The organism is Sphingomonas yunnanensis, assembly GCF_019898765.1.
In the GTDB taxonomy this organism is placed as follows: domain Bacteria; phylum Pseudomonadota; class Alphaproteobacteria; order Sphingomonadales; family Sphingomonadaceae; genus Sphingomonas; species Sphingomonas yunnanensis.
In genome coordinates this window covers 119,471-143,418 of record NZ_JAIOKB010000009.1, presented here as the reverse complement: position 1 = coordinate 143,418, position 23,948 = coordinate 119,471, and the positions used below count along the sequence as shown (strand labels likewise).

The following is a 23,948-nucleotide window of genomic DNA, read 5'->3' as shown; positions in this document are numbered from 1 at the left end:
TTAAACCTCTTTTAAGCGTACCAATATTTCGCTTACTCGCGGCCACTGCAGCACTGCCGCATCATCTGGCCGGACTTCCTCGATTTGGCCGACGAGCATGTTGAGCTTGGTGTAGAATTCATCAACTTGCTCGGCTCCATAGCCTGCAATCGCAAACAGCCGCTCGGGCGTCAGGCCATCCGGATAATCCCTTAGGATATTTTCAAGTGCGATCGGCATGTTTGCGTCCTTGCTTCGCCGTGAAGTTGCGGGTAGAGCTGCGAGCTCCTTCGTCGCCTCGGCCGCAAGCTTCAGCTGAATAGCCTGAAGCTCAGCCTCAATCGCGCTCGATTTGTCCGTTGATGGTACTAGCCTGCCCGAAAAGGCCTGCTTCCATACCGAACGCCGTAGCTGTTCGGCGCGGTCGAATACTCGTTCGATGGTTGAGCGCGATTGCGAGATCGCTGCGAGCTGATCGGCAACCTCGCTCGCAATCATCTTCTGTTCGTCGGCGGGCGGCACCGGGATCTCGATGGCGCTCAGACGCGATGCTCCCAAGTGATTGATTCCGACGCCGGCTGACAGCTCAGCGAAAATTCCGTTAAAGTAGCAGTGCTGGAGCGCCGCAAGCGCGAACTCTGGGTCAATGGCGGTCGGCCGAAGCCGGATAATTGTGTTTTGGAAGCAGCACAGGGGGAGCTGATTTCGCCAGATAGCCGGCTTACCGACCTGCGCTGCGCTGCCCGATGCCTCGGCGATGATGATGTCGCCGGCCTGTAGGCGGTAGAGCTCCCGCTGTCGGGTTGGAAAATCCATCGTGAGGACGTCCTCCAGCTGAAGGCCATCCTCGGTGATGTTGGCGGCGCGCAGATAGGGAGTTGCAAATCTGCCTGCCCGGTTGGACGGACCCTTTGACTGGCCTAAACGCACATCGCAGAGCTCATCGATGCGGCTCCGCCGCCACGCGTCGGGAAGGCGGGGCGTTGGAACAACCTCGCTGGGTTCTTGAGCCTCGAAGAGCGAAGCCTGAGCGCTGGCCTCTGACGCTGACGAACGAGGGGCAAATCTGTCGCTCAAGTTGGCGCTTGCCGTTGATCGCCGGTAACCTGCCGTCAGCTCGCCCGTCATTGCGGTTCGCAGAACTGCGGCGCGCAGTTGGGGCAGGTCGGCTCGGGCCTTGCGGAGGCGTTCGATACCTGTATCGAGGTTAAACATGGCTACCTTGAGTGCCGAGACGATCCGTGTCTGCTCTTCAAGCGGGGGCAGCGGGACGGCGAGGGCGCGCAGCTGCGCGGCCGATATGCTCGGAAACGTCGACCCGCTAGCGGCCCCGAGCAAGGCAGCGCTTCGCGACCAAATGAAATGGTTGATATAGGGCTGGAGGTCGAACGCTCTGATGCTTGCGACGCCTCGGCCGATCGCGGCGGCAAAACACGCCAGATTGGTTCGCCCGGTCGTCGATCCGCGAACGCAAATCAGCAGGTCGCCGGGTTGGCAGACGCGTGTGTACTCTTCGGTGAATTGACGCGTGGTCGGCGCATCTAGCGGCCCGGGCCCAAATTCGGTCGGTCCGTTGATAAGGGGCAGGCCACGGCCGCGGCTGTTGTACGCGGTCCCAGGCGGGCTGTTGCCCATCGTGATTTCGGCGATGCTGCCAAGGTCAGCCCACACCCAGCCCGCAGGAAGCGAATAGAGGTCGGCCGATCGGCTCTCGTCATGGTCAGGAGCACGTTCCGCTATCATCCTGCGCTATATCCAGATTCCGCTCGATTTTCGACGTGCTTACACGGCTGCCTGTATGCGTGATACGGCCCCAGCGCGAGGGCTGTTTTAGATTCGGCAAGAGACGGCAATGTCGTCGCTATTCGCCTTGTCCAGAGGCGTTGGCGAATGAGGGCCGATCGGCAGCAATCGATACCACTATGCCCGCTTTTGCGGTTGTATGTCCGCAAGCTGCCAGTCGGCCCACGGCTCCACCTCCCGCCGCGCGTGAACCGCCGACCCGTTTCGTGCAACGCTCAAGCTGCAGTCGTTGTCCGCGGTGAGGTTTATACTCGTCGCGACGGCGACGAAGCAAGGCGACGCTGACGATAAATCCGCGGGACGCTATCGCATCCTGATGTCCACATACAGGTTCCTCAATGCCGAGCGCTATGCCGTGTTCACGGTCCATACCGAGCGGTGCTGGCTTCGCGTGGGGGGGGCGGGCTCATGGGCTGGCCTATCCGCTGTGCGGCCGGCTGCTGGGCCAAGGCGTCGGTGCGATCCGGCTGCGCGAGTACTCGACGGGCGTCGCGCGCGAGCGGGCGACCGGCCGCCGCCCGGCTTTGCCGTGTCGAGCCCGCACTGTCGTGGGAGACCCTCGCGCGCTTCGCCATTCGCCTCAACGTGGCGAGCGTGCTTGGCGACGTGCGGCGGAAGGCTGGGCAGGACCAAGGCTCGCGCATTTCGCTTCGGCAATGACAGGCAGCTAATAGCATTGCCGGTCCGCCGAAGGCTGCCTGAACCGACGACCAATATCCGGAAGAGAATGAGTTACCGGGAACGTCCGCGAATCGGTCGCACTAGATGCTCCGCGTCAGGCCTAGGGAGAGATCGACTTATCATCTGGTTGGGAGGCCGCTAGCGACGACCGAACATCCCAGACATCGAGTGCTATGTCGGCGAACCATAGCTGTCGCCGGTCGATCGCCTCTGAGTTCCAGACCGGCGCCGGGTCAAGCCGCTTCATCGCGCGGGTGATGCGGTCGTTCGCTCCGACCTTCAAGCGCGTCGCTTGGCACCGTGACAGCAGGAATTTTGAGGACGGGTATACACCACACTTCTGTGAATACGGCGCATTGCTCGCGACGACGTTGACGCTTTTCTCTAGTAGCATCAGGTTGCCTAGGCACTGAATGTAATTCTGATCTCGGGCATTCTTCCCGAATTCCGCGGCTGCGGCCGGCGTCGAGCCCTGTGCTAGGATGTGTTCGACCTCGTTGCTCGATAAAAGGTATGTGGAAAGCGCCTCGTGAGCCGCTCGGCCGTATGCCTGGATGTCAACGTACTGGACGATCTTGGCCAAGAGATATTTCATCCGAAACTGCCGTACGTCGGAGGTCGTCAACTCCTGCAGCGCTTCAACGAAGTCGTCACCGTGCGCGCGCTTCTCTGCGACTACAAAAGCCTGTTCGAAGGCTGAAAAGTCGGCTTCGGTCCTGACGCTACGCAGCACCCGCGCGGCAGCCGTGACCGAGCGTTCGTAGTCTTTGGCCGGCACGCCAGCGAATAGCCACACGCACATCACTTGCTCAATGCCATCGCACAGCCTGGTGAAGAGCGGCGCCGATAGGTGGCGGCCGGCGAGCAGCAAAACGTAGTGTTGCTTGATCGCGCTGCCACCGAGCGCACGAGTATTTAGCAGTCCATGTTCGTTAGTGCCGCGGGGACTCTCACCCTTCGAGAAGCGTGCATAGGCCTGAGCGCCCGCCTTCAGCGTGGCCACAAAGCCGAGCGGATCCGCCGAATGGTTGGTCTGCGCAGCAGACTTCGTTAGCCAGTCGTAGATGTCCTCCTCGCGCAGTTTGGCGTCTTTAACCTCATAGTTCGCGAGGATGAAGTAGCGGAGGAAGCGCAGTGGCTTTTCCGACGCATCAAACAACTCCTGAGTGAGATCTTTCCAATCGGTCTTCAGTTTGGCAAAATCACCGGGCTGAGCTTTCATAAAAAGCAGGTTTTTAAGCAAGTCCATGCCATCAAGCCCCGACCCGCGATCATTGATAGTCTCGAAGATTTTTAGCGCGCGGCTAACGCTCGGTGTTTGAATCCTGATAAGCTTTACCTTGGTGGCGAAGTAGCCGTAGAATCGCTGAAGCAGCGCAACGTCGCTACCGAACCTATTGCGCAAGAAGTCGCGAATTGTATCGTAGGCGTTGGCCAGATTTCGGGTTGATCGCGTTGCAATCATGCTGCTTGGCTGCCGGGCTTCGCCGTAATCACTCAGGGCATCGCAAGCGTCCTCGTATTGCAGATCGAGGCGCATCATGTGCTTAATTTCCCCGCGCCAGTCCATGCTGCTTGAGGAGATCTGGTCCTTTAACGTCGGAGGGACGGCTGCCCCGGCCGTCACAAAAGCATCACGCAGCGCGCAGAGCGTCAGGAAGCTAGTTGTGGTGCGCTGTTGCCCGTCGATCAGATCAAAATAACCGTCCTTTGGCTCCCACACAACGATCGTGCCGATGAAATACTCTTCAGCATGCTCAGAGGTGGCGGCTTCGAACTCGCTGTATATGTCCTGCAGGAATTGATCGACCTGCTCCCCGCCTTCTCCGTTTGGACCTTTCTCACCCCAAACATACTCTCGCTGGTAATCGGGGACGCGATAGAACGATTGGAAGACCTTCGCTAAGCTAAGGTCTTCTGAATCAATCGTCTTTGACATGGCGTGGGCCTCCCGGGTGTTGGTGCAGTGTCTAAACGAATAATCAATCAGAGGCTAGCCGACGCGACAAGGCTCGCATTTCACCTCGGCCGCTCGCCTGGCCACAGCTACAGGATGCCTAAAGCCTTCCTTCGACCACGCTAGCGTCATGATCAAGTGACATGAACTAGATCGCTGAGCCTACTCTGCGACCGGCGGGGTCTGTCGCCTGGCACTCCTGACAGCGAACCATGAATGAACAGCGAAGTTGGGTACCCGAGAACAATTGGCGAACGTCGGGGAAGGGGCCGCCTGGGCAAAGGGGCGGGTCAGCTGCCGACCAAAGCTGGCCGTTCAGATCAGCCGCCATAGATATCCGCGGTGCGGCCGAACCTGCCGGAGGGAACCCGGAAGCAGGCCGTTAGCAAGGTAACCGTTCGGTGAAGATCTGCTGTTCGAGTGCTCGATGACGCTGACCGGCGCTAATCCGTTCAGCACCCGCGCCGCATGGATGTGAAGCTTTCGGTCGTGAGAAGGGCGGCGGAATTCTATACAGCTACTGCGGCTGAACGATGGACGTGCCCGGAGCGCAGGAGGACTAATCCTCATCGACCTGCGGCGAAGGGGCGGGCTCCCGCTTCATTAGCTCAAGGCGGCCGATCCGAAGGATGGGTGCCTTTGAGTCGCTGAGCGGCTTTTGTCGGGTGCGCCAACGAATAGGCCAGCGTCCCGGCTTTCCAAGTTCCTTGGGCGGATCGAGCGTCAGGCTCGCGCGCGCGCGTCGAACGACCTCCTTCTCCTCCGCGCGACGGCGTTTCCGGTACCAGGCTGCAAACCAACTGAACGGACGTCCCCAAGGTGTCGCGTGCATTTCACGCTTCGTAACTTCCCATTCGCGCTTCAAGATTCGCTGCGACACGTGGAGGAAGTTGGCGATTGCAGCGTTGGTCACTGCAAAATTTTTCGCTTTAGCGCTCTCTTCGGCCACCTTTCCCATCAATGTCGTGAGTTCGTCATAATCCGGATCGTCCTTGTCCATGCGGAGAACGATCACGGACAGACTTTCTTTCAGCGCACCATCCGTCGCCGGCGTTCCGTCATTTTCAGCTGCCAACCGAGTGAACCTAGCAAGCTCTTCCCTCAGCTTGTCGATCCACGCCTGACGATAGTCAGCATGCTTGATTTGCTGAGTCGTCCGCGTCGTGAGCCAACCGTTGCGCCACGCCACGAACCCGCCGAACACAGCTCCCACGAGTGCCAAGCATGCGGCAACGAAGGCGTAGTGAGCAGAGGTCTCAGCTGCTCGCCTCGTGGCAGCAGCGGTCTGCTCGGACGCCTTGATGGCGCCCTGCTGCGTGACCAGCGCGGCACGGAGCGCAGCGTCCGACACCGGCGGCGGCGCGGAAGCCTGCGTAACCCTCACGGCCGGATTGACGCCCGGCGTGATCGTGACCTTCTTCTCAATGGCAGGCGCGGGCGCGACGACGGCAGGCGGCTGCGGTGGTATGTTAGCTGGCAATGATATTTCCCCCAACGGCACGCTGCGTTCGGGTAATCGTCACGTCAAGGCTTAGCCGCCTCGCTCGTGACGGGCGGAGGCGCACCCGTCGCAGGGTGACGCGCACCGTGGTCGTAGTCGTGACCTGCGCCACCGGGCCGCCCTCCCGAGGCGCAACCGCGTCGAACGAAGCAAACTCGAGCGAGCCGTGCAGCCGGCCGAACGGCTCGCCGATGGCGACCGAGATGATCAATCCTCCTGGTAGCCCAGTCTCTGCAGCAGTGCGACTAATTCACCGCGTTGAGGGTCCACGTTCTGAAAAGCAGCTTCTCGGGGCCTTTCCCCCCGCATCGGATCGAAATTTTCTGAGAAGCATGTGCCGCGGTAGGGGGCGCGTCACTAGTCGACACTTGAGCGGACGCGCCAGGCCGGTGCATAGCGGAACGATGGCAGACCATTCGATTAAAATTTTCGATCTTCCCGAAGAAGAGCCAACGCCGAAGACTGTATTTGGCTGGGAGCGCTGGATCGCGGAGCGCCTGGATGACACCGAGAACGGCTATCGTTCGAAGCCTGACCTGCTTAAGCACGATGCCAATGCGGAGAAGTCGATTGCACGCGACTATGCCAATCGCGAGCTCCTCGAAATGGTGCAGAACGCCGCGGATGCCGCAGCGGAGCAGGGCGGCAAAGGTCGCGTCCGAATCGAGATCCGTCCGGAGGGTTTCTGCGTCGCCAATACCGGCATGCCATTTCGAGCAGGCGGTGTGCGTTCTTTAATGACGGCGCATGTGAGCGATAAACCCGAGCGCGGCGCGGCATTAATCGGAGCCAAGGGCCTGGGTTTCCGGGCACTACTCAACTGGTCCTCGGAGCCCTTCGTCACGAGCGGGGCGCTGGAGATCGGCTTCTCGCGCGCCCATGCAGCAGCCCAGGTCGCCAAGCTGGCACAGGCAGACGCGCGCATCCAGAAGCTGATCGAGCGCAGCCGTCGCACGCCGGTTCCCATTCTGCCGTTTCCCGCAAGCGGCAGCATGCTCGAGGCGATCGCGGATCCGGCGCTTCAGCAGCTGGTGGCGCGCGCCCGTGCCTTGCGCGCGTATGGCTATGACACCGTTGTCGCTGCACCATTTGAAGACGAGAAGGCGCATCAGCGAGCACTCAAGCAGCTCGCCGAGTTTGCGCCCGACTTCTTACTCTTCGTCGAAGCGATTGAAGAAATCATCCTCGACGATGGCGAGGGAGCACCTCGTTGCTGGGGCAAGCAGCCTAAGGGAGGCGATCGCTTTACGTTGAAGGTTGCGAGAGGCGAGACCGCAAGCGAGCAGGATTGGCGCGCCCTGCGGGCGACGGGAACCTTGCCGGATGCCGAAGAGCCTGGCGGACTGCGCCGGTACGAGCTGGCCATCGCCGTCCGTTGTAGCGAACCGACTCCGCCAGGCACTCTGCATTGCTATTTCCCGACGGATATTCCGTTGCCCTTCCCGGCGCTGTTCCATGCCACGCTCGAGCTAGACTCGAGCCGCAAGACGCTGAACGCGACTTCCGACGTGAATGCGGGCGTGTTGGCGGCGCTATCGGCCTTCTATGCGGATACGCTCGTAGCATTTCGCGACGATCCCGAGGTTCCGCGCTCGCTTACGTTGCTTGCCCGTGCGGGCCTGTTCCCTGATTCCCTCAAACCGTTCGAGACGCAAGTCTATGCCACCGCCCGCGCCCGCCCACTAATACCGACCAACGCGGGTATTTTTGCGACCGCGGAAGAAACCAAGGTCGAGCCTTTTGCCTATTCAACCTATCTGCCGAAGCGCTTCTTCCCTGCGCTGGCGCGCAGCAGAAGTGAGGCGGATCGCGACGTGATCGAGCGCCTTTCGGTCGAGCTCCTGAAGCCGGATGACATGCTCGCGGTACTCCGCGGCGCTGAAATGACTATCGACGAGCGTGCCAGCGCGATCGTGGGCATCGCCAAGGCCGTCAGCGGAGACCTTCACGATCGCTCACTACTGTTGGACACCGAAGGCAAGCCGCTCACGCAGAACAACACGTCGTTCCCGCCGCCGGCGTCGGGAACGCCGCCGGTCCTCCCTTGGTGGGCAAAAGCGAAGTTCCTCCATCCCGAGTTGTGGAACAAGATTAGCGTCGGTTTGGGCGGCGTCATGCGCGACCGCTTTGACAAGCTTCAAGGTTTCGGGGTCAACGAATTTAGCGCTTCCGGCGTAATCGCATCGCTGCGGCGCGAGGCCAACAAGGTAATCCGGCAGCAGCCTGAGCGCGCTGATGCTGTGAAACGCGAACTGCTCGAAGCGTTGTTCGGTCTTCGCCAGACCGCCGTTGCACGCGAGGCGGTATTTCCGGCGGGTGTGACCGAGGTAATTAGTGCCGACGGCGCCTGGCGCGACGCAAGTGATGTCCATCTCTCGGCACCGTACGGCGATACGGGATTCATTGTTTCGGGGCTTTATCAGGCACAGTCAAACTACCTCGTAGCTGGACCGGAATCTTACTCCTTCTCGTCGGATGTAACGGCGCTCCGCGAGTTTTTCCGGTGGATCGGGGTCCATGGCTGGCCTAAGGGCGTCGAGGAGCCGGTCCCGTCGATGTATCGCCCGCTACTAATCGAAGCGCTGCCTGACGTTTTCGATGTCGCCGACGGCAATCACCGAAGTGTGCTGACCAAGGCCGAACTCGTTTGGGGATCGACCTATTTGGCCAAGTTCGACACGGTCGCTGGGCTGACAGGGATTCTGGCCAACGCGCCGAGCGCGGCAATCCTAACTTGGCTCGCCTACGACCCACGTTTTGACATGCTCACTTCGAAGCCTTTCGCGACCCGGCTCACCGGGCGAACGGGCCGGGCGTTCTGGAAGCCTTATGCGGGCCAGCTGCCGGACCTAGTCCGGCACATGATCGCGACGCAACCGTGGCTTACGGTGGCGGACGGCAAGAAGGCTGCACCTTGCGAAGCAATGATTTCGCCTGGGCCACTCGCCACGTTATTCGAAACTCCGGCTAGACCCAGCGCCGCCGAAGAGACGCAGTTCGGATTGTCAAAGGTCATTTGGGCCCGCGGCCTTATTCATGCACAGGTCCCGGACAAATTATCGGATCTTGCCGAACCGCGAATTTATGGGCTTCTTTCAGGCCTCGAGAAGCGTCAGGCAAGCTCCGATGTCGTCCGGCGGTTGTACGGCCAGATCCTGCAGATTGACGATTTCGATTCGTCACGTGGCGGCGACGCGGGGGTTCGCTTCCGCGCCAACGGGACGGTGCAGGCCCGCAAGGGTGGTGCGATCGCTTGGGAGAAGGTCGGGGATGTTCTCTATCTCGACCGCGATAATTTCCCCGCGGCAGCGCGCGAGCATCTTGCGCTGCTCGACCTCCCGACCCGCAGGGGTGCGGTCGAGATCGCAGCGCGCTTTGGGGTGCGGCCGTTAAGCAAGCAGAACTTTAGCCTAACGGTTACGCGCGTAGTGCCGGAAGAAGGTGGCATCGCCGGCCATCTCCATACCCGCCTCCAAGACAGCTTGCGGTTCATCAAGACTCTGCGCCTGGCGAATTCCACTGACACCGGCAAGCTCGCGCGCTTGGACGGGTTAAAACTAGAGATCGTCAAGGAAGCGGTATTGGCATTCAGCCTGGGCGACGCTGTCTATGACGGGGAACTCGAGCCAGGCAAACATCTGCTCGATAGCGATCGCCTGCTGATCCGTATCGATCCGCAAGAGCATGAGGACGAAATCGTCATGCGGGCGCTGACTGCCATCAGCGACGGGCTGGCGGAATTTTTCGAGCTGCAGAATGGCGATGATTTCGAAAAGCTACTGCTGGCGACTAACAACAGCCTGCGGATGCTGCAGTTGCGCCGACTGCTAGCCAACCAGACCTCCGACGAGATCGACGCGCTACTGGCTGCGATCGAAACCGAGATCGCGGTTGCCGAGAAGCCCTATACGGTGGACGCGGCCACCCTGGCTCTGGCATTAAGGCCACCGGCACCGTTGGCGCTGCCTACTTTAGCGCCATCGCCCGCCCCACCGTTGCACGTCGTACCGGCGGTCCGGGTGCAAGCCGGGACGTCAGCACCGGCGCAACAAGCGGCGCCTGTGATCCCGCCAAGTTCACCCACTGCACCTCCCGCGCCGCCGCCAAAGGCCACTGCGGTCACGGTAGTCGATCTCGAGCCGGGAGTCGGCCCGGGGGGCGGAGGCGGCGGCGGCGGGAGTTTACGGATTGGCGGCTTCCCGGCGGCGGCCTCGGGCCGGCAGGATGTCGCCGCGCCGAACGATGCCGAAGAATGGGCAATGCTCTTCGAAGTGAGCCAAGGCCGCTTTCCCCTTCGCATTTCTCGGTTGCAAGGAGAAGGCGGCTATGGCTGCGATTGCCTGAGCTTTGAGAGCGACGCCGATCGCTCGGCCTTCAAAGGCGCGCCTGAGGCGTATGTCGACAAAATTCTGCGCTTTATCGAGGTGAAGTCGGGTGCGGTACGATTGACGCGCACTGAGCATATCTCGGCGCGGCGCAATCGCGACCGCTACTTCATCTACCAGATACAATTCGACGCGCAAGGACGCCTCACAGCGCATCTCGACATCGTCGCGGATCCACTCAGCCATCGGGCTGCCCTGGTGCGCGAATGCGAGATTCGGATCGAACAGATTGCAACCCGCCGACGACACAAACTCAGTGCGGTTGCTTCGTGACAAACCTGAAGTGCGCTGAACGAGAACAAAGGCGGATCGCGGGCGCGATCATATCGATCCAGCGCGAGCACCTTCCAAGATACATTAACGAACGTTCGAGGCTCGGGAGTGGTCGGAGCTGGCTGAACGTCCGGAATGTGATCACTCGGCAGGGGGGGCAGAGGCCCTACGGGCCGCTGCGACGCCGCGATTAGGGCCGGCTAGCCTAAGCCTAATAATCAACAGGTGGAGTGCAGGAGCGCGCCGACCGCCTTGTTGCCCGCGAGCGTGTTGTAGAGGTCTACGGCGGCTCGCGTCTCAAGGACGTGCACTGCGATGGCAACGTCCGCGAGCAGGCCGAGCGTCTTAGGCATCGTCTGAAGTCGCAGGTGCATGCCTCTGCTGAGGATCACGACCTCACAGCCGATGTCGATGAGCTCTCTCACGTCGATTGGCTGGATTCCGGGTTCATGCCGTGTGCCGGTCTCGCTCCAGTCCCATTCGCGTCCGCCGCCTGGGTAGAGCTTGAGGTCGCGTGCGGGAGGAAGCCCCTCGGCCTCTATAACTCCCCACGCCAAGCGATTTACCTTAGGAGACGGTTCACGAGACATGGCACCCCTTAACACTAGAAGCGATGAGAGCGGGTCTGCCTTTTGTACCAGCATCATAGAGCGTAGGCACGTCCAGCGATCCGCCTTGACCGCGGTAAGACGCGATATGGCAGGTACTGCTCGATGAAGCGTGGCCCGCCGCAACCTGCAGTTGACGACTTGTGGTTCAGAGGAGCGAGGGTCAAACAGCCGCTGCAATCGACATTCAGCCTGCGGATCACGTGAACGAAGGGCAGGTAATTGGGCGTGGTTAGGGCCCTCTAAGCGAATGCTTTTGGGTCAAAACCGGAATGGTCGTGTCGAAGCGACAAACCGGCGTAAGTGTGCTGTCCATCGAGCTCTGCTCATCTGCAGCTAGGGTTCGCAGAGATCGTGGATCAGTTCGACGAGGTAGCGCACGTCTTCGGGTATCTCCTCAGCCCGCATGGCCTTGGCGATGTCGATCGGACGAATACCGAGTTTCGCTTTGACGGAGTTAGCGTGCTCTTGAGTGATTTCCTTGCCGCGAGCGTCGACCATTGCATCGGCTACTTCCTGCGAAGCGAAGTCGGCAGGCACCGCAAGGGCGTGGTCGGCCATCAATTGGACGACCTCGGCCTCGGGTCGGCCGCTCGCCCGCGCAATCGCGGGCGGCCACAGCAGGTAATTCTCAATGTGGCGCCGCCGCCAAATTTTGAGGTGCAGGTTCGGATCGACGTTGTTCTGCGACCGATCAGATAGGGTGGCCTTGTCTATCTGGCCGATCGCCATGTCGTCGCGGTCGCGCAGGCTAACCGCGACCAGGTCTGGTATCTCCGCCTTCAGCTGGAGGAAGAGGTGCTTGCGCTCGGTCGCGCCACCGGTCCACGGCCAGACCACTATCCTCTTCGGCCATTCGACGCCAAGCTGCTTCGCCCAGGCTTGCAGCATCCTAGCGTCGCTCAATGCCTCCACGACCAGCATGCGCTTCGACTTACGCAGGGGATCTAGCTTGGGCGCGTATTCGCTGCCGAGGCCGATGAAGAGGCTGACCTTCCGCTCGTCCTGCTCGAGGTATTTGGCCGATGTGCCTTTAAACTCCATGATCTGCGTGTGCTCGGCGGCGCGCAGAATCTCGGTGCTGTGGGTAGCGAGCAGCACCTGTTTGCCGGACGCAGCTACGATCTCGTCGAGCGCCTCGATGAGCTGGGCCTGAAGCGACGGGTGCAGGTGCGAGTCCGGCTCATCGAGGAGCAGGGTGCAGGTGCTCGGGCTTAGCGCGAGCGCGTAAACACTAAGCCACTGGAGGAACCCGCTGCCCTCCGCCATGAGGTCGCGCGCATTGAAGTTGGCAAAGCGCTTGAAGGTGGTGCCGTCGAGCTTCCCCTTGGCGCAGTTGACCCTGATGTAGCTGTGGAACAGGTCGTTAAAGGGTTCGACGGTGAGCTGCATGCCGAAGATGCGGCCCATCGTTGCCTGGAGAATCTCCCACGGATCCTCCTCGCGCAGCCGCCTCAGGTCGGAAGACTTGATCTTGGTGCGGCCTTCCTTGAGCCGAGCGCGGGCCGCGAGGTTGGCCTCGTTCATGTCGAGCAACAGGTTTCGGATGACGCCACCGGCGAGGCCTCGGCCGATCAGTCCGCGCCGCTCGGCGCCCGACATCTTGTTCTCGCGTTGCGCGATGCCGGCAAATGGCGGCAGGTAGGCGACTGCCGGCAGGGTGTCGTCGTCCGCTAGGTTCGAATCCGCCGCTTTTAAGAATAGGCGGTCATTTGTGAGCGCGAGCGACAAGCGCAGGTGCTTCGCGACGCCACCGCTCCTCCAGCCGCACTCGATGGAGAGCGAGTAGCCGTCCTGCCCTGGAATCTGGCTCTTTAAGTTGTTCCACAGGTGCTTGAGGCTGGCGACCGCGATTGGCGAGAACTCGTCGTCCGAGAGGCCCAGACCCTGTCCGCCGTACCCGGCGTTGAGGCTCTCGCGGCCGCGCTCGTTCTCAAGCACGAGGCGACAAAACTCCCAAACGGCAATCGCCTGCAGCAGTGTGGACTTGCCGGAGTTATTGCCCCCTGCGAGGAATGAGATCCCGTCTGGGTGCAATGCGAACGAAGAATTTGTGAACCGTTTGAAACGGGTGAGCTTGACGCTCTCAATCATCCCTCCGCGCCCCCTGCGACCTTCGACCAACCGTCGGCGCCGGTGTGTCGCGCGTCAACACGAATTACCATCCCGATCGGTGCGTTCCGGCAATGTCGGTCACGGCGCCGGATTTCGTTACCGACGCCGGACAATCGTAATCATCATCTAATTTTCGCGTCTCGATGCCCCAGGCGGCCAGTCAGCTAATGGCCCACTCCTAGTCGCCTTGCAGAAGCTGAACCCACGTCCGGTTTAGGGCCGCGGTCAAGCCGCAGTGTATGTCGCATTGTGGGTCACGCACCAAGCGAGGAAGGAGCCGCAAAGACCTAATGGCGGTTCTCCGTTGGTATGTTTTGGGATTGCCCTAAGTCTATCTTGAAAGGCAGACGTGTTAATACTCTTGCTTTGTCGTTGCCACAGCAGCTAGAGGTGTCGCACCTCGTTGCCCATGAGCGATGATATTATTTCCAATTCGGCTTACGGCGTAACGAGTCCATCGACTAAGCTGACGCCGTGTGTCAGCATTGGTCGAACTCGAAGTAGGCTGTCGGCTCACGACGTCATAGCCGCGTCGACATGTAGCGGGGGCTGCATATGGATCGTGGTGATTTCCTCATGTCAGCGTCCGTGACGGCACTGCCGCGACTCTCGCATGGTGCGTCCGGGCAGGCGGCTAAGCCACCTGCAGCGAAGCGAGTGGACGCCGTAGACACGCGCTTGGGTTACACGCTGCGCGATCCCCATCGATGGATGGAGGACTGGAAGGGGTTCGGACTGGGATCCTTGGATGCGCACCCAGCGCGCACACGCCGGCGCGCGCTCGATGAAATGCCCGGACACGACGCTCTGCTGCGTCGCATCGGCGTGCTGACCGGCGAACTGCCGATCGCCTTGCGGATCCACCGTGCGGGCACCGCCACAATCGTGGTATTTCGACCGAGCGGCGCCAGTGTTCCCAGACTCTACGTCGTCGATCGTGCTCGCGCCGAGAAGAGACTCTTCGTCGATCCTGAGACGGCAGCGGTGGTCGGCGACGCGCAGTGGGCGGACTTCTTGGTTTTCACCCTAGCACAACGGCAACTTTGGCCCATTCACAAGAGCCGCCGAACTCAAGCGCTAATGTGCAGGATGCATTAAGTATCGCTGAAATGTTCTCGGGGAGGTGAGGATGGGGTACAATCAGTACAATATACGCAAGCCCTTTCATGCCATATCTTTAACCAGTGATAATATAATAAAGTCTATACACCCAGGCGGCGGGCTTGACTGCAGCGATCCTTTAGACGCAGTTCCCTCGCAGCTAGACCCATTTTACGACGAGGCGGCGCAAAATTCTCTGAATCTCGAAGGAGAGCTAATAGGTAACGTTGATATACTGAAGTCCTCAACATCCTTTATTGAAACTAAAGATTATCGCTCGATGGCCGATGCCCTTCGAGTAAACATGCGCTTAAGCTATGGCTTTGCTAGTGCGAGTGCCGCTTATAGTCAAACGAAGGAAAAGGTAGAGCAAGGAAAGATTGTGCTGGCTGTTATCAGTAGCACGGTGACCGGACCTGGTCTGCCCGAAAAGGATCTGCATTGGAAAGGGCTCGAGCTTTCAGAGCTCGAGAAGATTGACAAAATTCCTGATCGCCTGGCTAGGCAGGATAACTTCGTGCAGCAATTTGGTTCGCACTATGTGTCTGCCGTAGAGCTTGGATACCGCCTGGCGATTTCCGGAGAGTATCAGTCGCTTGATGAGACCGCCAGGATGAAATTCTCGGCGGCCTTCAAGGCGAGCTTCACTGGAGGAGGTGGCGCAGCAAGCATTAGTGCTGAACACGAGGAAATCCTAAGGTCTGAAAGAACGTCGATAAGAAGTGAGCTCATGTGCGGGGATGTAATCCCCGATCGGCCACTGCTCACGACGACATATGACGAGGTTATGAGCTTGCTTCGCGCTCTACGAGAAGGAGAGATTGTTCTGAAGCGGGGCCCGGTCCGGGCGTTGGTTCGCAGCTATTATGCTAGCCTTATTGAGCATCCAGCGTCCCGAGACAGCCTAGCCCCAAGTCAACAAGCTACGTTGCTTGCGCCCTACGGTGTCCCAAGCGGAACGGTAATTGCATGGTTCCCGCCCCCCGAGGCAATTGTCGACGAAGACGGCGTTCGGCGCCTCCTGATACCTGATGGATGGGCTTTAGCGGACGGAAGCAACGGCACGCCAAATCTTTCGGATCGCTTCATTCGAGGAACAATCGATTTCACCGCTATAGGAGCGCATGGCGGCGCGACATCGCACAGCCACAAGGGATGGACGCAGGCTCCCGAAGGGGCTCAACTGCGAGCGGGTGGTGGAGACCAGCCGTTTGCTCGCCGGGATACAGTCTACCAGCTACAGATTGAGGAGGCCGATCACGCCCCGCCTTTCGTCTTGATGATATACCTAGTGAAAACCTGACATGGTTTTATATAAAAGACAATGAGGCCTCTGAAGCTGCGATCGGTAAAAGGCGCTCCAAAATCGCTTATTCTTAAAGAGCATCCGAACAAAGAGCCCTCAATCCTGTTCTTATAACCGGATCTATCCCTGCGGTCGCTCGTTTTTTCGGGCTGAAGAAGTCGTTTTAGCAAACGTAGCGGATCTTCGTTGTTCCTACTAAGGAGAGTTTGCATGCCCGCTTATCTTTATAGAGTGCCGGGCCCCATCATTGCCTTTGATCAAGGCAGGGCGAGTCTCTGTTGGCTGGCCGCTTCAGCAGTGATGTTTTCTTGGAAATCGACTGGGCCCGTCCGCTTGGCGGAAGCCGCGGACAGGCTGGGCCCGGAATTTATTGCTAAGTACGGTACGGGATCCGCGCTCGGCTATGCTGATCTGGCTTTATGGGCGAGTCGTGGAGGGTTTGTGCGTGAGCCACAGCAATGCCTTGACGCAGGTGGGTGGAACCAACTCCTACGCAGCCATGGTCCTCTAATTACAATAATAGACGGCAACAACTCGGGATCAATCAACCATGCTGTCGTAGTTGTTGGAATTGAAGGCGATGGCGGAGCTGATACAACGATAATTAGCATAGTCAATGGCCAGGGTGGCCTGATAGAATCTCGTTCATTAAGCGGCTTCGTAGAGGTCTTCGAGTTAGACGCCGGACAAAACGAGCTGTTTAGTGTTCTGCATCTTTAGTGATCAAGCCGCTATCAGCAGACATTCCTCCTCAACACCGTGACGTAAAAAGCCTTACATCTAACCACCTTGAGCGTTAAAGCTAGCGCGTCTCGCAAAATCTCAGCTTTCGTATCCGACTTAGGGGCAACGCTTATGGAAGACGCGGGCAAGTTGCTTGAGGGCATTGCCAGTTTGGGCTGGATTGGGCTAATCGCAGTGATTGTCTATGTTTGGCGCAGCGAACTCCGTACGGTGCTTGCTGCGGCGGCTGACCGAGCTAGGGCAGGGACCGGGTTCGAGCTCGGACCATTTAAGTTCGCTTCATTGGACGTGGTTGGTTTCGTCGGACAGCCTGTCGAGGAGAGGCAAGCTGGAAAAACTACGATCACGAGTGATCCAGAGCGGCAGAAGGAAATTCTTCAACAGCAGAAGGACTGCCACTTCGCGTTCCTAACCCACTACGTTTATCCGAGACGGTCAGCGCTGGATTCGTATGGGGTGGCATTATACCTCACGGGGCACTTCAACGCGCTTGAGCACGTCGATCGCGTCGAACACTTCCTCGGCGTAGGTTGGGATGACGCAGTCTTCGAGTCGACGGATCGATCAAAGCAGTTTGCCGTAAAGGTCGGTGCGGTTGGCTCCTTTTTAGCCATGGCGAGGATACATTTCTACGACGGCCGGCAAACCACCTTAAGTCGCTTCATCGAGCTCAAACCTCTGCAATAAGAAAGTTCCCGCTGGATCGAATCAGGGTGCGGTGAGGATGGTACGACAGGTCGGTTAAGCCGAGATGAGCGCCGATGCTCCTTCCGAGGGCCGTCTATTAGCAATCGGATAGCTTGCGCCACTCTCGAGCGCTTTCAAGCAGACGGCGTTCTTACAGCCTCGTTGAGCGAGATCAGTCAATTAGTGTTCAGCGAGGTTCGACTCGACCTCCCGTCCTGGCTGCTATATAAACAGGACGGCGTCGTTGCCATTCCAAAGCACGACGGCGCATGACAGCAAATAGGAAGCTGCCGCTTACAAACGGAGCTCCTCATGTTCGTCGACCAGCGCTCCAGCACATCGCCGTACGCTCAATCGCCGGTGACCGTGGCGCAGGCGTTTGTCGAAGGCCGCGAATGCGGTGAGCGTTCGTCGGGCGTAACGCCGCGGTGCCCGTACGCCAGTGGCTCTCATGAACATGACGCCTGGCACAGAGGCTATCGGCTCGGCCGCGACCTGGTCTGACGCCTGTTAAGAGCGATCCGGCACCTTGGGTGGTGGCAGCTTTACAGCCTCGATGCCGTCCAATTGAGCGAGTAGGTCCTTGAAGCCATCCGTATCGTGCACGCGATAGCTCTGCCGAAAGCCTTGCCCCAGCACATTCAGATCATGCTGGGTCAGCAGCGCTACCGCCACAATACGCTCATCACTCACAGCGCACTAACGAGGTGGTCGCTTGTGAGTGCCGCCACGAACATGCCGATCGCTGACCCAAAATCGATCAGGATGGTAGTTCGGCTGGAATCCAACATCGACTAACGACTTGATATAGCCTGGTTTTGTCGCCGGAGGCAGGAGAGCCGGCGAGCGCCGATCGTTTTGACCGGACCTAACGAGAGGATCGATCATGCGTTGGACAACGATAGTAGCCGTCGCGGTAGCGGCGGGTCTTGCAACGAGCGCCACAGCACAGACGAGCGGAGATTCCGGCACTACTGGCGGCTCCGCCGGAACGACGACAGGCGGCACCGCCAGCGGCTCTAACACCGGCCAGGGCGGTAGCGGAGCTGGCGGTACCTCCGCTGGCATGTCGACGGGCAGCCAGGGGGGATGAGCGCTTCGTCGGGCTCACGTCGCTCTGGTCAGGGCTCCACCAGCTCGCGCGAAAAGAACCGGTCGAGCCGCACCGGCGCCGCCAATCAGCAGGGCAGTTCAACCAGCTCGCCACAACCGCGGTAGCGAGCGATCGGGCAAACGCCGGAGCGGCCGACTAGCCGCTTCGGCGATCGCCTTTGATCCCTTCTGCGGCCGCGTCGAGCTTCTCGCGGTCATTACCCACCCTGGCGATCAGCTCGCGGGCCTGCTCCTGGCTCAGCCCGTGCTTGGACGCGAAGTACTCGACCTCATACGGCTCGCTACCCGAAACCCGAGAGCGGTCCGGCTCACCGCGGTTCGTCTTGTCGTCAGCCATGGTACGCTCCTGATCGTTCGCCCCTGAAAACGATCAAAGCCTCGGCCGGGTTCAGCCGTCTCGAACGAGCCAGCTTGCTAAGCGGCTGCGTTGAAACGAGATTGCCGGTCGCATCCATGATCTCCAGCTTGCGTTTGTAACGCGGGAGGAACAATCATGAACGAAGATCCGAAGTTCTGCCGGCAACGCGCCGAGGTCGAGCGGCGCGCGGCTGCCGCCACTGATCTGGCACGGGTTCAGGAGCGCCACCTGCAATCGGCCGCGACGTGGGACCGAATGGCGGAGCGCGGCGAAGCCTTCCTGCGCTCGCGCGCGCAAAAGGCTGCGCTCGCAGAGTAAGTTGCTCGAGACGGCGGGGTGAGTGGCGCCCCGCCGATCTTGGGGGGGGGGAAGAGCAGCGAGGCGCCAATCGAACCGCGGCTATTGGGGTCGGCTACGGTCACTCGCACAACCGAGCGAGATCGGGCCGGTTCCCTAAGTTACTGTGATCAATCCTTTTCGACGAAGGTTGCGTGTGGAAGAAGCGCTGCTCGTTGGCGATCGGCTGATCGTGTCTGAGGAGGCCAGGATCCTCACTCTCGCTCTCTCCCCACAGGATCGAGATCCTCTCTGGAAAAGTGAGGAAAAGCGCGCGGTCCGATGTCGAAGGCACCCCCTTTCTCCCCAATCCCGCGTAAGGTGCGTGAGGTAGAAAAGGGCGGGTGGTACCCCAATCGGACCCCCAGGCGGCGGGGTGGGCAGCGACCATTGTTTCGGTCACTGCCCCGCCTTTCAGTGGATAGTCTGCTTCAGCGCCTTTGGATTGGGCGTGTACAGCACCTTCGGCATGCCTCCGGTCAGCTGCCGATCGGCAGACAGCCAGTCGTAGTCCGTCAGCATCTTGAGTGCGTGTTCGACGCCCTCCCGGTCCTTCAGCCCGGACCAGCAGTTGCGATACACGTCGCGTGCCGTGAACTGAGCGGGCAAATCGCCCTTTGTCACCCTGCGCATGATCCGAGCCGCTGTGTCAGTCTTGTCAGTGTCGATCGCACCATATGCACGCTCTGCATGAGAGGTGAGATACGTCATCCAAAGCTGCGCCATCTCCCAAGCCGCCCTTGTCACAGGGCCATAGCCCTCGCTTGCCAGGTGCCAGATCAACGCTAGGCGCGGTGCCAGCCCCCGGTACTTGGCAAAGTGCGATTGGAGGGCTGGAGAGAGGTCCGGATCACGGACCTTGGCCTCGAGCTTCTCACGCCATGCCTTGAAGGCAGCCTGAGCGTCCGCATCGAAGCGCAGGTACGGCACGACATCGAACGGATCTATCTGGCACTCGCGAGCTTCTGGTTCGAGACACTGAAGCGACTGGTAGCAGCGCATTGCCGCCTCACGAGCCTCTTGATCCCGCCTGCGATCGCAATCGACGAACTTCGATCCGCAGTCCGGCCAGGCTAGCAGCTGTAGGCGCTGGCACATGCCATCGTCGAAGCTCCTGATCGAGTTCTGTAGATAGGCGGCGAGCTTCGTGGGCTGCGTGGTCCCAAACACCGACAGGTTGACGCTCTCGATCCGAATGGTCCCGCGACCGATGCGGTCGAAGGTGTAAGCCTCCTGTCCACTCCACGCGGTCATCATGAACGCGCGACCAGTCGCCTTCTCATCCTGCTCGAGATCCTTGAACAGGGAGAGCAGCTCGTCCCGGTGATACATGAGCCCCATCGGGTTGGCGCGACACAGCTCACCCAGCTTCTCCGGCGTGGCATCATTGACGATGAAGCGCTTCTGCGCCGGCGGCTCAGGCGGGCCCAGCTCCCTACGCAGGTTCAGCGCGTCGAACTGAACCGCGCCGTCCTCAGGGTCCTTGAGCCGGGCCATGATCGATCCACGTGCCTGCTTCTCCTGTGCATCGAAGAACCATTGTGCGTTGTCATACTCCTCCTTCTCGCGTTCATAGTCCTTTGCTGCTGCAGCCTCGAAATGACGGAGCGGCGCGAACGCCTCCGCCACCGCAGGCGACTTCATGGCGCCGGGCGGCCCGACGATGGCTCCCCAAAGGTTGGCCACCTCCGTCCAGTCGGTGTTGACCTCCGGACGGATGCCGACGCGTTTGCCGATGAGGGAGCCAGCTGCGATCATCGCTGGAATACCGACGAAATCGAGCGGCACGTTCATGCGCGAGGCGATGTCCTCTCCCCACCGGCGCAAACCGGTGGGGAGCATCTCAGGATAGAAGGGTTCAACAGGCAGCAGTCGCGACGGCAGCGGCGCTGGGTCCGGCCACAGCGAAGCGATGTCCACTCTGACCGGCTCCGGTGGTGCGATAAGCGTGGTCATCACAATGGTGCCTTGAAGTTGGCCGCTGTGCGCAGCTCAGGCGGGAACGACAGGCCTAGGCAGGCACCTTCCTCATCAAAGGCGTCGCCATCATACCAGTAGCGCCAAGGTAGCTTATTGCCCTCTCCGTCTTCCTCCTCGAATTCCCAATGCATGAGGAACTCGTTCCAGTCTTTGAAATCTGCTGGAGGGAAATTCGTCTTCACCTCGTATCCTTCATTGCCATAGCGACGCACCGCCAGCTCCGAAGCCTTGCGTCCACTCTCGTCATTGTCTCCGGCAATAGTGACTTCGCTACAGCTGCTCGGTAGCGTGATGTTGGGCAGATTGCCTGCCCCGAGGGTGGCCCACACGGTTGCCTCTTCGTATAGCCTCGCAAGCGAAAGGCCGTCCTCCAGGCCCTCACACAGCCACACATCGGACGGCTCGCTGGTAGCGCCAGCGACCGACTGGAGCCTGATCGCACTACCAGCGATCACACCATAGCTGCGACGGCTACTCTCCTGCAGCTTGGCGCCTTCTTCGGTGAGGAAGGTGCACTGAACCGCGGTAATCTCACCGTCCACGCTGCGAGCAGCCGCCATCAGCACGGGATGCTTTTTGGCGGAGCCATCAATGGACAGATTGGAGGATCGAAGGTTCTCCTGGTCGGCGATGAAGGGAGAGGGGAAGCCGCGGCTCTCGAGATATTTCATCGCTGGAGTGTCCTCAATGGGGCGGGCGGCCGCCCACATCTCGCGCGCGATCCTGATGCGATCGTCGTCGCGTGGTTCGAATGTCAGAGGAGGCCGTGGGACATAGGTGCCCATCTCGAGCTTTCGCATAGCTTCGAAGAAGGTCAGGTTCTCGCTCCTCTGAACGAAGTTGATCACGTCCCCGGCGGCCTCGCAGCCGAAGCACCTAAACCAGCCCCAGTCTTCGCGGACTGAGAGGCTCGGCGTCTTGTCGTCATGGAAAGGGCAACGACCCTTGAACTCCTTGCCAACCTTCTTCAGTCGAACCGTCTCGCCGATCACCGCCACGATGGAGAAGCGCGCTTTGATCGCCGCAGCATACTCGTGAGCGTCCCAGTCGCTCTCGTACGTTCCATAGGACATCACGCGACACTCCGTTCAATGAAACTAATAATGCTGCTCGTGAGAACGAGCGTCTTCCCGCCCAGCCGAACTCTGGTGAGCGAATTGTCTTTGAGAAGCTGGAAAAGCTTGGTCCGTTTGATGCCGATAAAGCGGCAGGCATCATCCACGGACATGCTGATTGCATGCATGGTAATTTCCTGTTAACTAGTGTTTACTGTCAGGTAACTAGCCGCAATTGGCGTTGCTGCTGACGGGGACGCTTCTGCATCGCTCGGAGCGGAAGAAAAAGCCCCTAATTTTTCAAATAATTTTAAAAAAATGGGGGGTTTTTGGCGTGCGGGATCGCGCGGGTTGGGACCGCACGGTACCGGCTGCCGCCAAGTCGTATTCGAAGTAAGCGCTTCAGGCGATTGCCGCTCTCGCATGACTCGCGGTGACGTAGTGGCGGCTACTGAGGTAACCGCCTGCATCGATCGGAGTTGGCAGGCGCAAAGCCCTGTCGGGGAGCATGGGCCTGTCGCGTTGCTACAACGGGATCTATGTCATCACGGGACGTGGATGACTGAATGCTTTTCAGTCAGTCTGATTCGCCGCCAGAGTCGTGAGCAAGTGATTCGACCAGGCGAGCATCAGCCCACGACGCTTCTCGAGATAGTTGGTGCGGCGGTAAGCCGCCTCCACCTTGTTCTGAACAGCGTGAGCCAACGCCGCCTCCACGACGTCGCCGGCCACGTCCGTCTGCTCGGCCGCCCAATCGCGAAACGTGGAGCGGAAGCCATGCACGGTGATGTCACCAACAAAGCCGTCACGTAGCACCTTCGTCAGTGTCATGTCAGAGAGCTGCTTGTTGCTCCTGCCAGGGAACACGGTTTGATCAGGCGCGGTACCGTACATGCGCGCCATCGTGTCGAGAATCTCGATCGCTGCTGGCTGCAACGGCACGATGTGCGTCTTGCCAGCCTTCATCCGATCACCCGGGATTGTCCACAGCTGCTGCTCGAGGTCGATCTCTCGCCAGCATGTGCCGCGGACCTCACCTGAGCGAGCGGCAGTGAGGATCAAGAAGCGCAACGCGAGGCGACCAATCGACTCGGCTGAGCTGAGCTGCGCATACACAGCTGGCGCCTGCTCGTAAGGCAGCGCTGCGAAGTGGCTGTCCTTCTTCGGCTGCTTGGGGAGGCCCTTCGTGACCGAGCGGGTTGGCGCCTCCGCTTGCCGGTAGCCCTTGGCATACGCCCAATCCAACACAGTACCTATCCGTTGGCGCACCCGTCGGGCGGTCTCTGGCTTCGACAACCAGATCTTCGCAAGCAGGTCTCGTATCGCGGGGCCGTCGACCTCGTGGACGGGCACGTCGCCGATGAGGGGAAAGGCATACGCCTCAAGCGACGAGAGCCACTGCGCCTTGTGCTTGGCGTTCTTCCAACCTCCCTTATGCTCGCCATGAGCGATCGAAGCAGCCTCGCGGAAGGTCGGGATGGTGGGCGCCGCCGTGATGACGGCCCGCTTGGCCGCCACCGGGTCGATGCCGTTGCGAAACTGCTTGCGAATGTCGTCAGCCTTCTCGCGCGCCTCCGCCAGCGAGACGGTGTCGAAGGAGCCAAGGCCGATGTCGCGGCGCTTGCCGTTGACCTGGATGCGCAGCACCCACGACTTGGCACCGCTGTCCTTGATGAAGAGCGTCAGCCCGTTGCCGTCGCTGTGACGGCCGGGCGCACGCAGCGCCTTCGCCTTCAGCGCCGTCAGCTTCCCCATCACCCATCCATTCCCACATCCGTTCCCACTTTATGGCTCGGCTGTGCGCGATCGTCAACAGACGGCTATGAACGACATCAGGAAGAAAATGGCGGAAAAGCGTAGGTGTGCGCACGGTGGCGAGCTTTGGTGAACTCGAGTTATAAAGACTCCGTCTCCGCCAAATCGCCATTTTATCGTGCTTTAGCTCTAAAGCAGGCTATTTTGCCCA

General features: G+C 60.0%; 18 protein-coding genes. 7 read left to right on the top strand and 11 right to left on the bottom strand.

Annotation, left to right across the window (positions count from 1 at the left end; genetic code table 11):
* The 3 genes from K7957_RS18730 to K7957_RS18720 all read right to left on the bottom strand — a co-directional run bounded on the left by K7957_RS18730 (position 1) and on the right by K7957_RS18720 (position 5,900).
* Positions 1-1,722: a restriction endonuclease subunit S gene (locus K7957_RS18730; protein WP_223014182.1), complete on the bottom strand. Its 1,722-nt coding sequence runs from the start codon at positions 1,720-1,722 to the stop codon at positions 1-3.
* An 841-nt stretch (positions 1,723-2,563) separates the two neighbouring features.
* Positions 2,564-4,402 (bottom strand): DUF262 domain-containing protein, encoded by a 1,839-nt coding sequence (locus K7957_RS18725; protein WP_223014180.1) that lies wholly within the window; start codon positions 4,400-4,402, stop codon positions 2,564-2,566.
* A 577-nt stretch (positions 4,403-4,979) separates the two neighbouring features.
* Complete coding sequence (locus K7957_RS18720; protein WP_223014178.1) at positions 4,980-5,900, bottom strand: hypothetical protein; 921 nt, start codon at positions 5,898-5,900, stop codon at positions 4,980-4,982.
* Positions 5,901-6,325: 425 nt separating this feature from the next.
* On the opposite strand from K7957_RS18720, the gene K7957_RS18715 reads away from it, so the two are divergent.
* On the top strand, positions 6,326-10,579 hold the full coding sequence (locus K7957_RS18715; protein ID WP_223014176.1) for a DUF3883 domain-containing protein: 4,254 nt from the start codon (positions 6,326-6,328) through the stop codon (positions 10,577-10,579).
* 218 nt (positions 10,580-10,797) lie between these two features.
* Here the strand turns inward: K7957_RS18715 and K7957_RS18710 are convergent, their stop codons facing one another.
* Positions 10,798-11,136 (bottom strand): MTH938/NDUFAF3 family protein, encoded by a 339-nt coding sequence (locus K7957_RS18710; RefSeq protein WP_223014174.1) that lies wholly within the window; start codon positions 11,134-11,136, stop codon positions 10,798-10,800.
* Between the two features lie 387 nt (positions 11,137-11,523).
* On the bottom strand, positions 11,524-13,281 hold the full coding sequence (locus K7957_RS18705) for an ATP-dependent nuclease (protein ID WP_223014172.1): 1,758 nt from the start codon (positions 13,279-13,281) through the stop codon (positions 11,524-11,526).
* A 699-nt stretch (positions 13,282-13,980) separates the two neighbouring features.
* Here K7957_RS18705 and K7957_RS18700 point away from each other — a divergent pair.
* The 5 genes from K7957_RS18700 to K7957_RS18680 all read left to right on the top strand — a co-directional run bounded on the left by K7957_RS18700 (position 13,981) and on the right by K7957_RS18680 (position 17,644).
* Entirely contained in the window at positions 13,981-14,400 is a 420-nt protein-coding gene (locus tag K7957_RS18700; protein WP_223014170.1) for a hypothetical protein, read from the top strand.
* Positions 14,401-14,431: 31 nt separating this feature from the next.
* Positions 14,432-15,706, top strand: a complete 1,275-nt coding sequence (locus tag K7957_RS18695; RefSeq protein ID WP_223014168.1) for a hypothetical protein — start codon at positions 14,432-14,434, stop codon at positions 15,704-15,706.
* A gap of 213 nt (positions 15,707-15,919) precedes the next feature.
* The gene (locus K7957_RS18690; RefSeq protein WP_223014166.1) at positions 15,920-16,429 is read left to right on the top strand and encodes a papain-like cysteine protease family protein; all 510 of its coding nucleotides are present in this window, start codon (positions 15,920-15,922) and stop codon (positions 16,427-16,429) included.
* Positions 16,430-16,564: 135 nt separating this feature from the next.
* Positions 16,565-17,140, top strand: a complete 576-nt coding sequence (locus K7957_RS18685) for a pYEATS domain-containing protein (protein WP_223014164.1) — start codon at positions 16,565-16,567, stop codon at positions 17,138-17,140.
* A 312-nt stretch (positions 17,141-17,452) separates the two neighbouring features.
* Positions 17,453-17,644, top strand: coding sequence for a ribosome modulation factor (locus K7957_RS18680; RefSeq protein ID WP_223014162.1), 192 nt, complete (start codon positions 17,453-17,455; stop codon positions 17,642-17,644).
* 6 nt (positions 17,645-17,650) lie between these two features.
* Here K7957_RS18680 and K7957_RS18675 read toward each other — a convergent pair whose 3' ends face one another.
* Positions 17,651-17,815: a hypothetical protein gene (locus K7957_RS18675; protein WP_223014160.1), complete on the bottom strand. Its 165-nt coding sequence runs from the start codon at positions 17,813-17,815 to the stop codon at positions 17,651-17,653.
* A 574-nt stretch (positions 17,816-18,389) separates the two neighbouring features.
* Positions 18,390-18,590: a DUF3606 domain-containing protein gene (locus K7957_RS18670; protein WP_223014158.1), complete on the bottom strand. Its 201-nt coding sequence runs from the start codon at positions 18,588-18,590 to the stop codon at positions 18,390-18,392.
* 156 nt (positions 18,591-18,746) lie between these two features.
* On the opposite strand from K7957_RS18670, the gene K7957_RS18665 reads away from it, so the two are divergent.
* Complete coding sequence (locus K7957_RS18665; protein WP_219750330.1) at positions 18,747-18,929, top strand: hypothetical protein; 183 nt, start codon at positions 18,747-18,749, stop codon at positions 18,927-18,929.
* 432 nt (positions 18,930-19,361) lie between these two features.
* Here K7957_RS18665 and K7957_RS18660 read toward each other — a convergent pair whose 3' ends face one another.
* The 4 genes from K7957_RS18660 to K7957_RS18645 form a co-directional block, all read right to left on the bottom strand.
* Positions 19,362-20,903 carry a YfjI family protein gene (locus K7957_RS18660; RefSeq protein WP_223014156.1) on the bottom strand — a complete coding sequence of 514 codons (1,542 nt, stop codon included), beginning with the start codon at positions 20,901-20,903 and terminating at the stop codon, positions 19,362-19,364.
* On the bottom strand, positions 20,903-22,000 hold the full coding sequence (locus K7957_RS18655) for a CHC2 zinc finger domain-containing protein (protein WP_223014155.1): 1,098 nt from the start codon (positions 21,998-22,000) through the stop codon (positions 20,903-20,905). Before K7957_RS18655 ends, K7957_RS18660 begins: the two co-directional genes overlap by 1 nt.
* Complete coding sequence (locus K7957_RS18650) at positions 22,000-22,170, bottom strand: MerR family transcriptional regulator (protein ID WP_223014154.1); 171 nt, start codon at positions 22,168-22,170, stop codon at positions 22,000-22,002. The genes K7957_RS18655 and K7957_RS18650 overlap by 1 nt, the downstream gene beginning before the upstream one ends.
* A 385-nt stretch (positions 22,171-22,555) precedes the next feature.
* Positions 22,556-23,737 (bottom strand): tyrosine-type recombinase/integrase, encoded by a 1,182-nt coding sequence (locus K7957_RS18645; RefSeq protein WP_223014152.1) that lies wholly within the window; start codon positions 23,735-23,737, stop codon positions 22,556-22,558.
* Between the last annotated feature and the right edge of the window lie 211 nt (positions 23,738-23,948).

What these genes read in the sequence shown, in the direction of transcription:
- K7957_RS18730 (WP_223014182.1), bottom strand. Translation starts at nt 1,722, where the DNA reads ATGATAGCGGAACGTGCTCCTGACCATGACGAGAGCCGATCGGCCGAC.
- K7957_RS18725 (WP_223014180.1), bottom strand. Translation starts at nt 4,402, where the DNA reads ATGTCAAAGACGATTGATTCAGAAGACCTTAGCTTAGCGAAGGTCTTC.
- K7957_RS18715 (WP_223014176.1), top strand. Translation starts at nt 6,326, where the DNA reads ATGGCAGACCATTCGATTAAAATTTTCGATCTTCCCGAAGAAGAGCCA.
- K7957_RS18705 (WP_223014172.1), bottom strand. Translation starts at nt 13,281, where the DNA reads ATGATTGAGAGCGTCAAGCTCACCCGTTTCAAACGGTTCACAAATTCT.
- K7957_RS18695 (WP_223014168.1), top strand. Translation starts at nt 14,432, where the DNA reads ATGGGGTACAATCAGTACAATATACGCAAGCCCTTTCATGCCATATCT.
- K7957_RS18690 (WP_223014166.1), top strand. Translation starts at nt 15,920, where the DNA reads ATGCCCGCTTATCTTTATAGAGTGCCGGGCCCCATCATTGCCTTTGAT.
- K7957_RS18685 (WP_223014164.1), top strand. Translation starts at nt 16,565, where the DNA reads ATGGAAGACGCGGGCAAGTTGCTTGAGGGCATTGCCAGTTTGGGCTGG.
- K7957_RS18680 (WP_223014162.1), top strand. Translation starts at nt 17,453, where the DNA reads ATGTTCGTCGACCAGCGCTCCAGCACATCGCCGTACGCTCAATCGCCG.
- K7957_RS18670 (WP_223014158.1), bottom strand. Translation starts at nt 18,590, where the DNA reads ATGGCTGACGACAAGACGAACCGCGGTGAGCCGGACCGCTCTCGGGTT.
- K7957_RS18665 (WP_219750330.1), top strand. Translation starts at nt 18,747, where the DNA reads ATGAACGAAGATCCGAAGTTCTGCCGGCAACGCGCCGAGGTCGAGCGG.
- K7957_RS18660 (WP_223014156.1), bottom strand. Translation starts at nt 20,903, where the DNA reads ATGACCACGCTTATCGCACCACCGGAGCCGGTCAGAGTGGACATCGCT.
- K7957_RS18655 (WP_223014155.1), bottom strand. Translation starts at nt 22,000, where the DNA reads ATGTCCTATGGAACGTACGAGAGCGACTGGGACGCTCACGAGTATGCT.
- K7957_RS18650 (WP_223014154.1), bottom strand. Translation starts at nt 22,170, where the DNA reads ATGCATGCAATCAGCATGTCCGTGGATGATGCCTGCCGCTTTATCGGC.
- K7957_RS18645 (WP_223014152.1), bottom strand. Translation starts at nt 23,737, where the DNA reads ATGGGGAAGCTGACGGCGCTGAAGGCGAAGGCGCTGCGTGCGCCCGGC.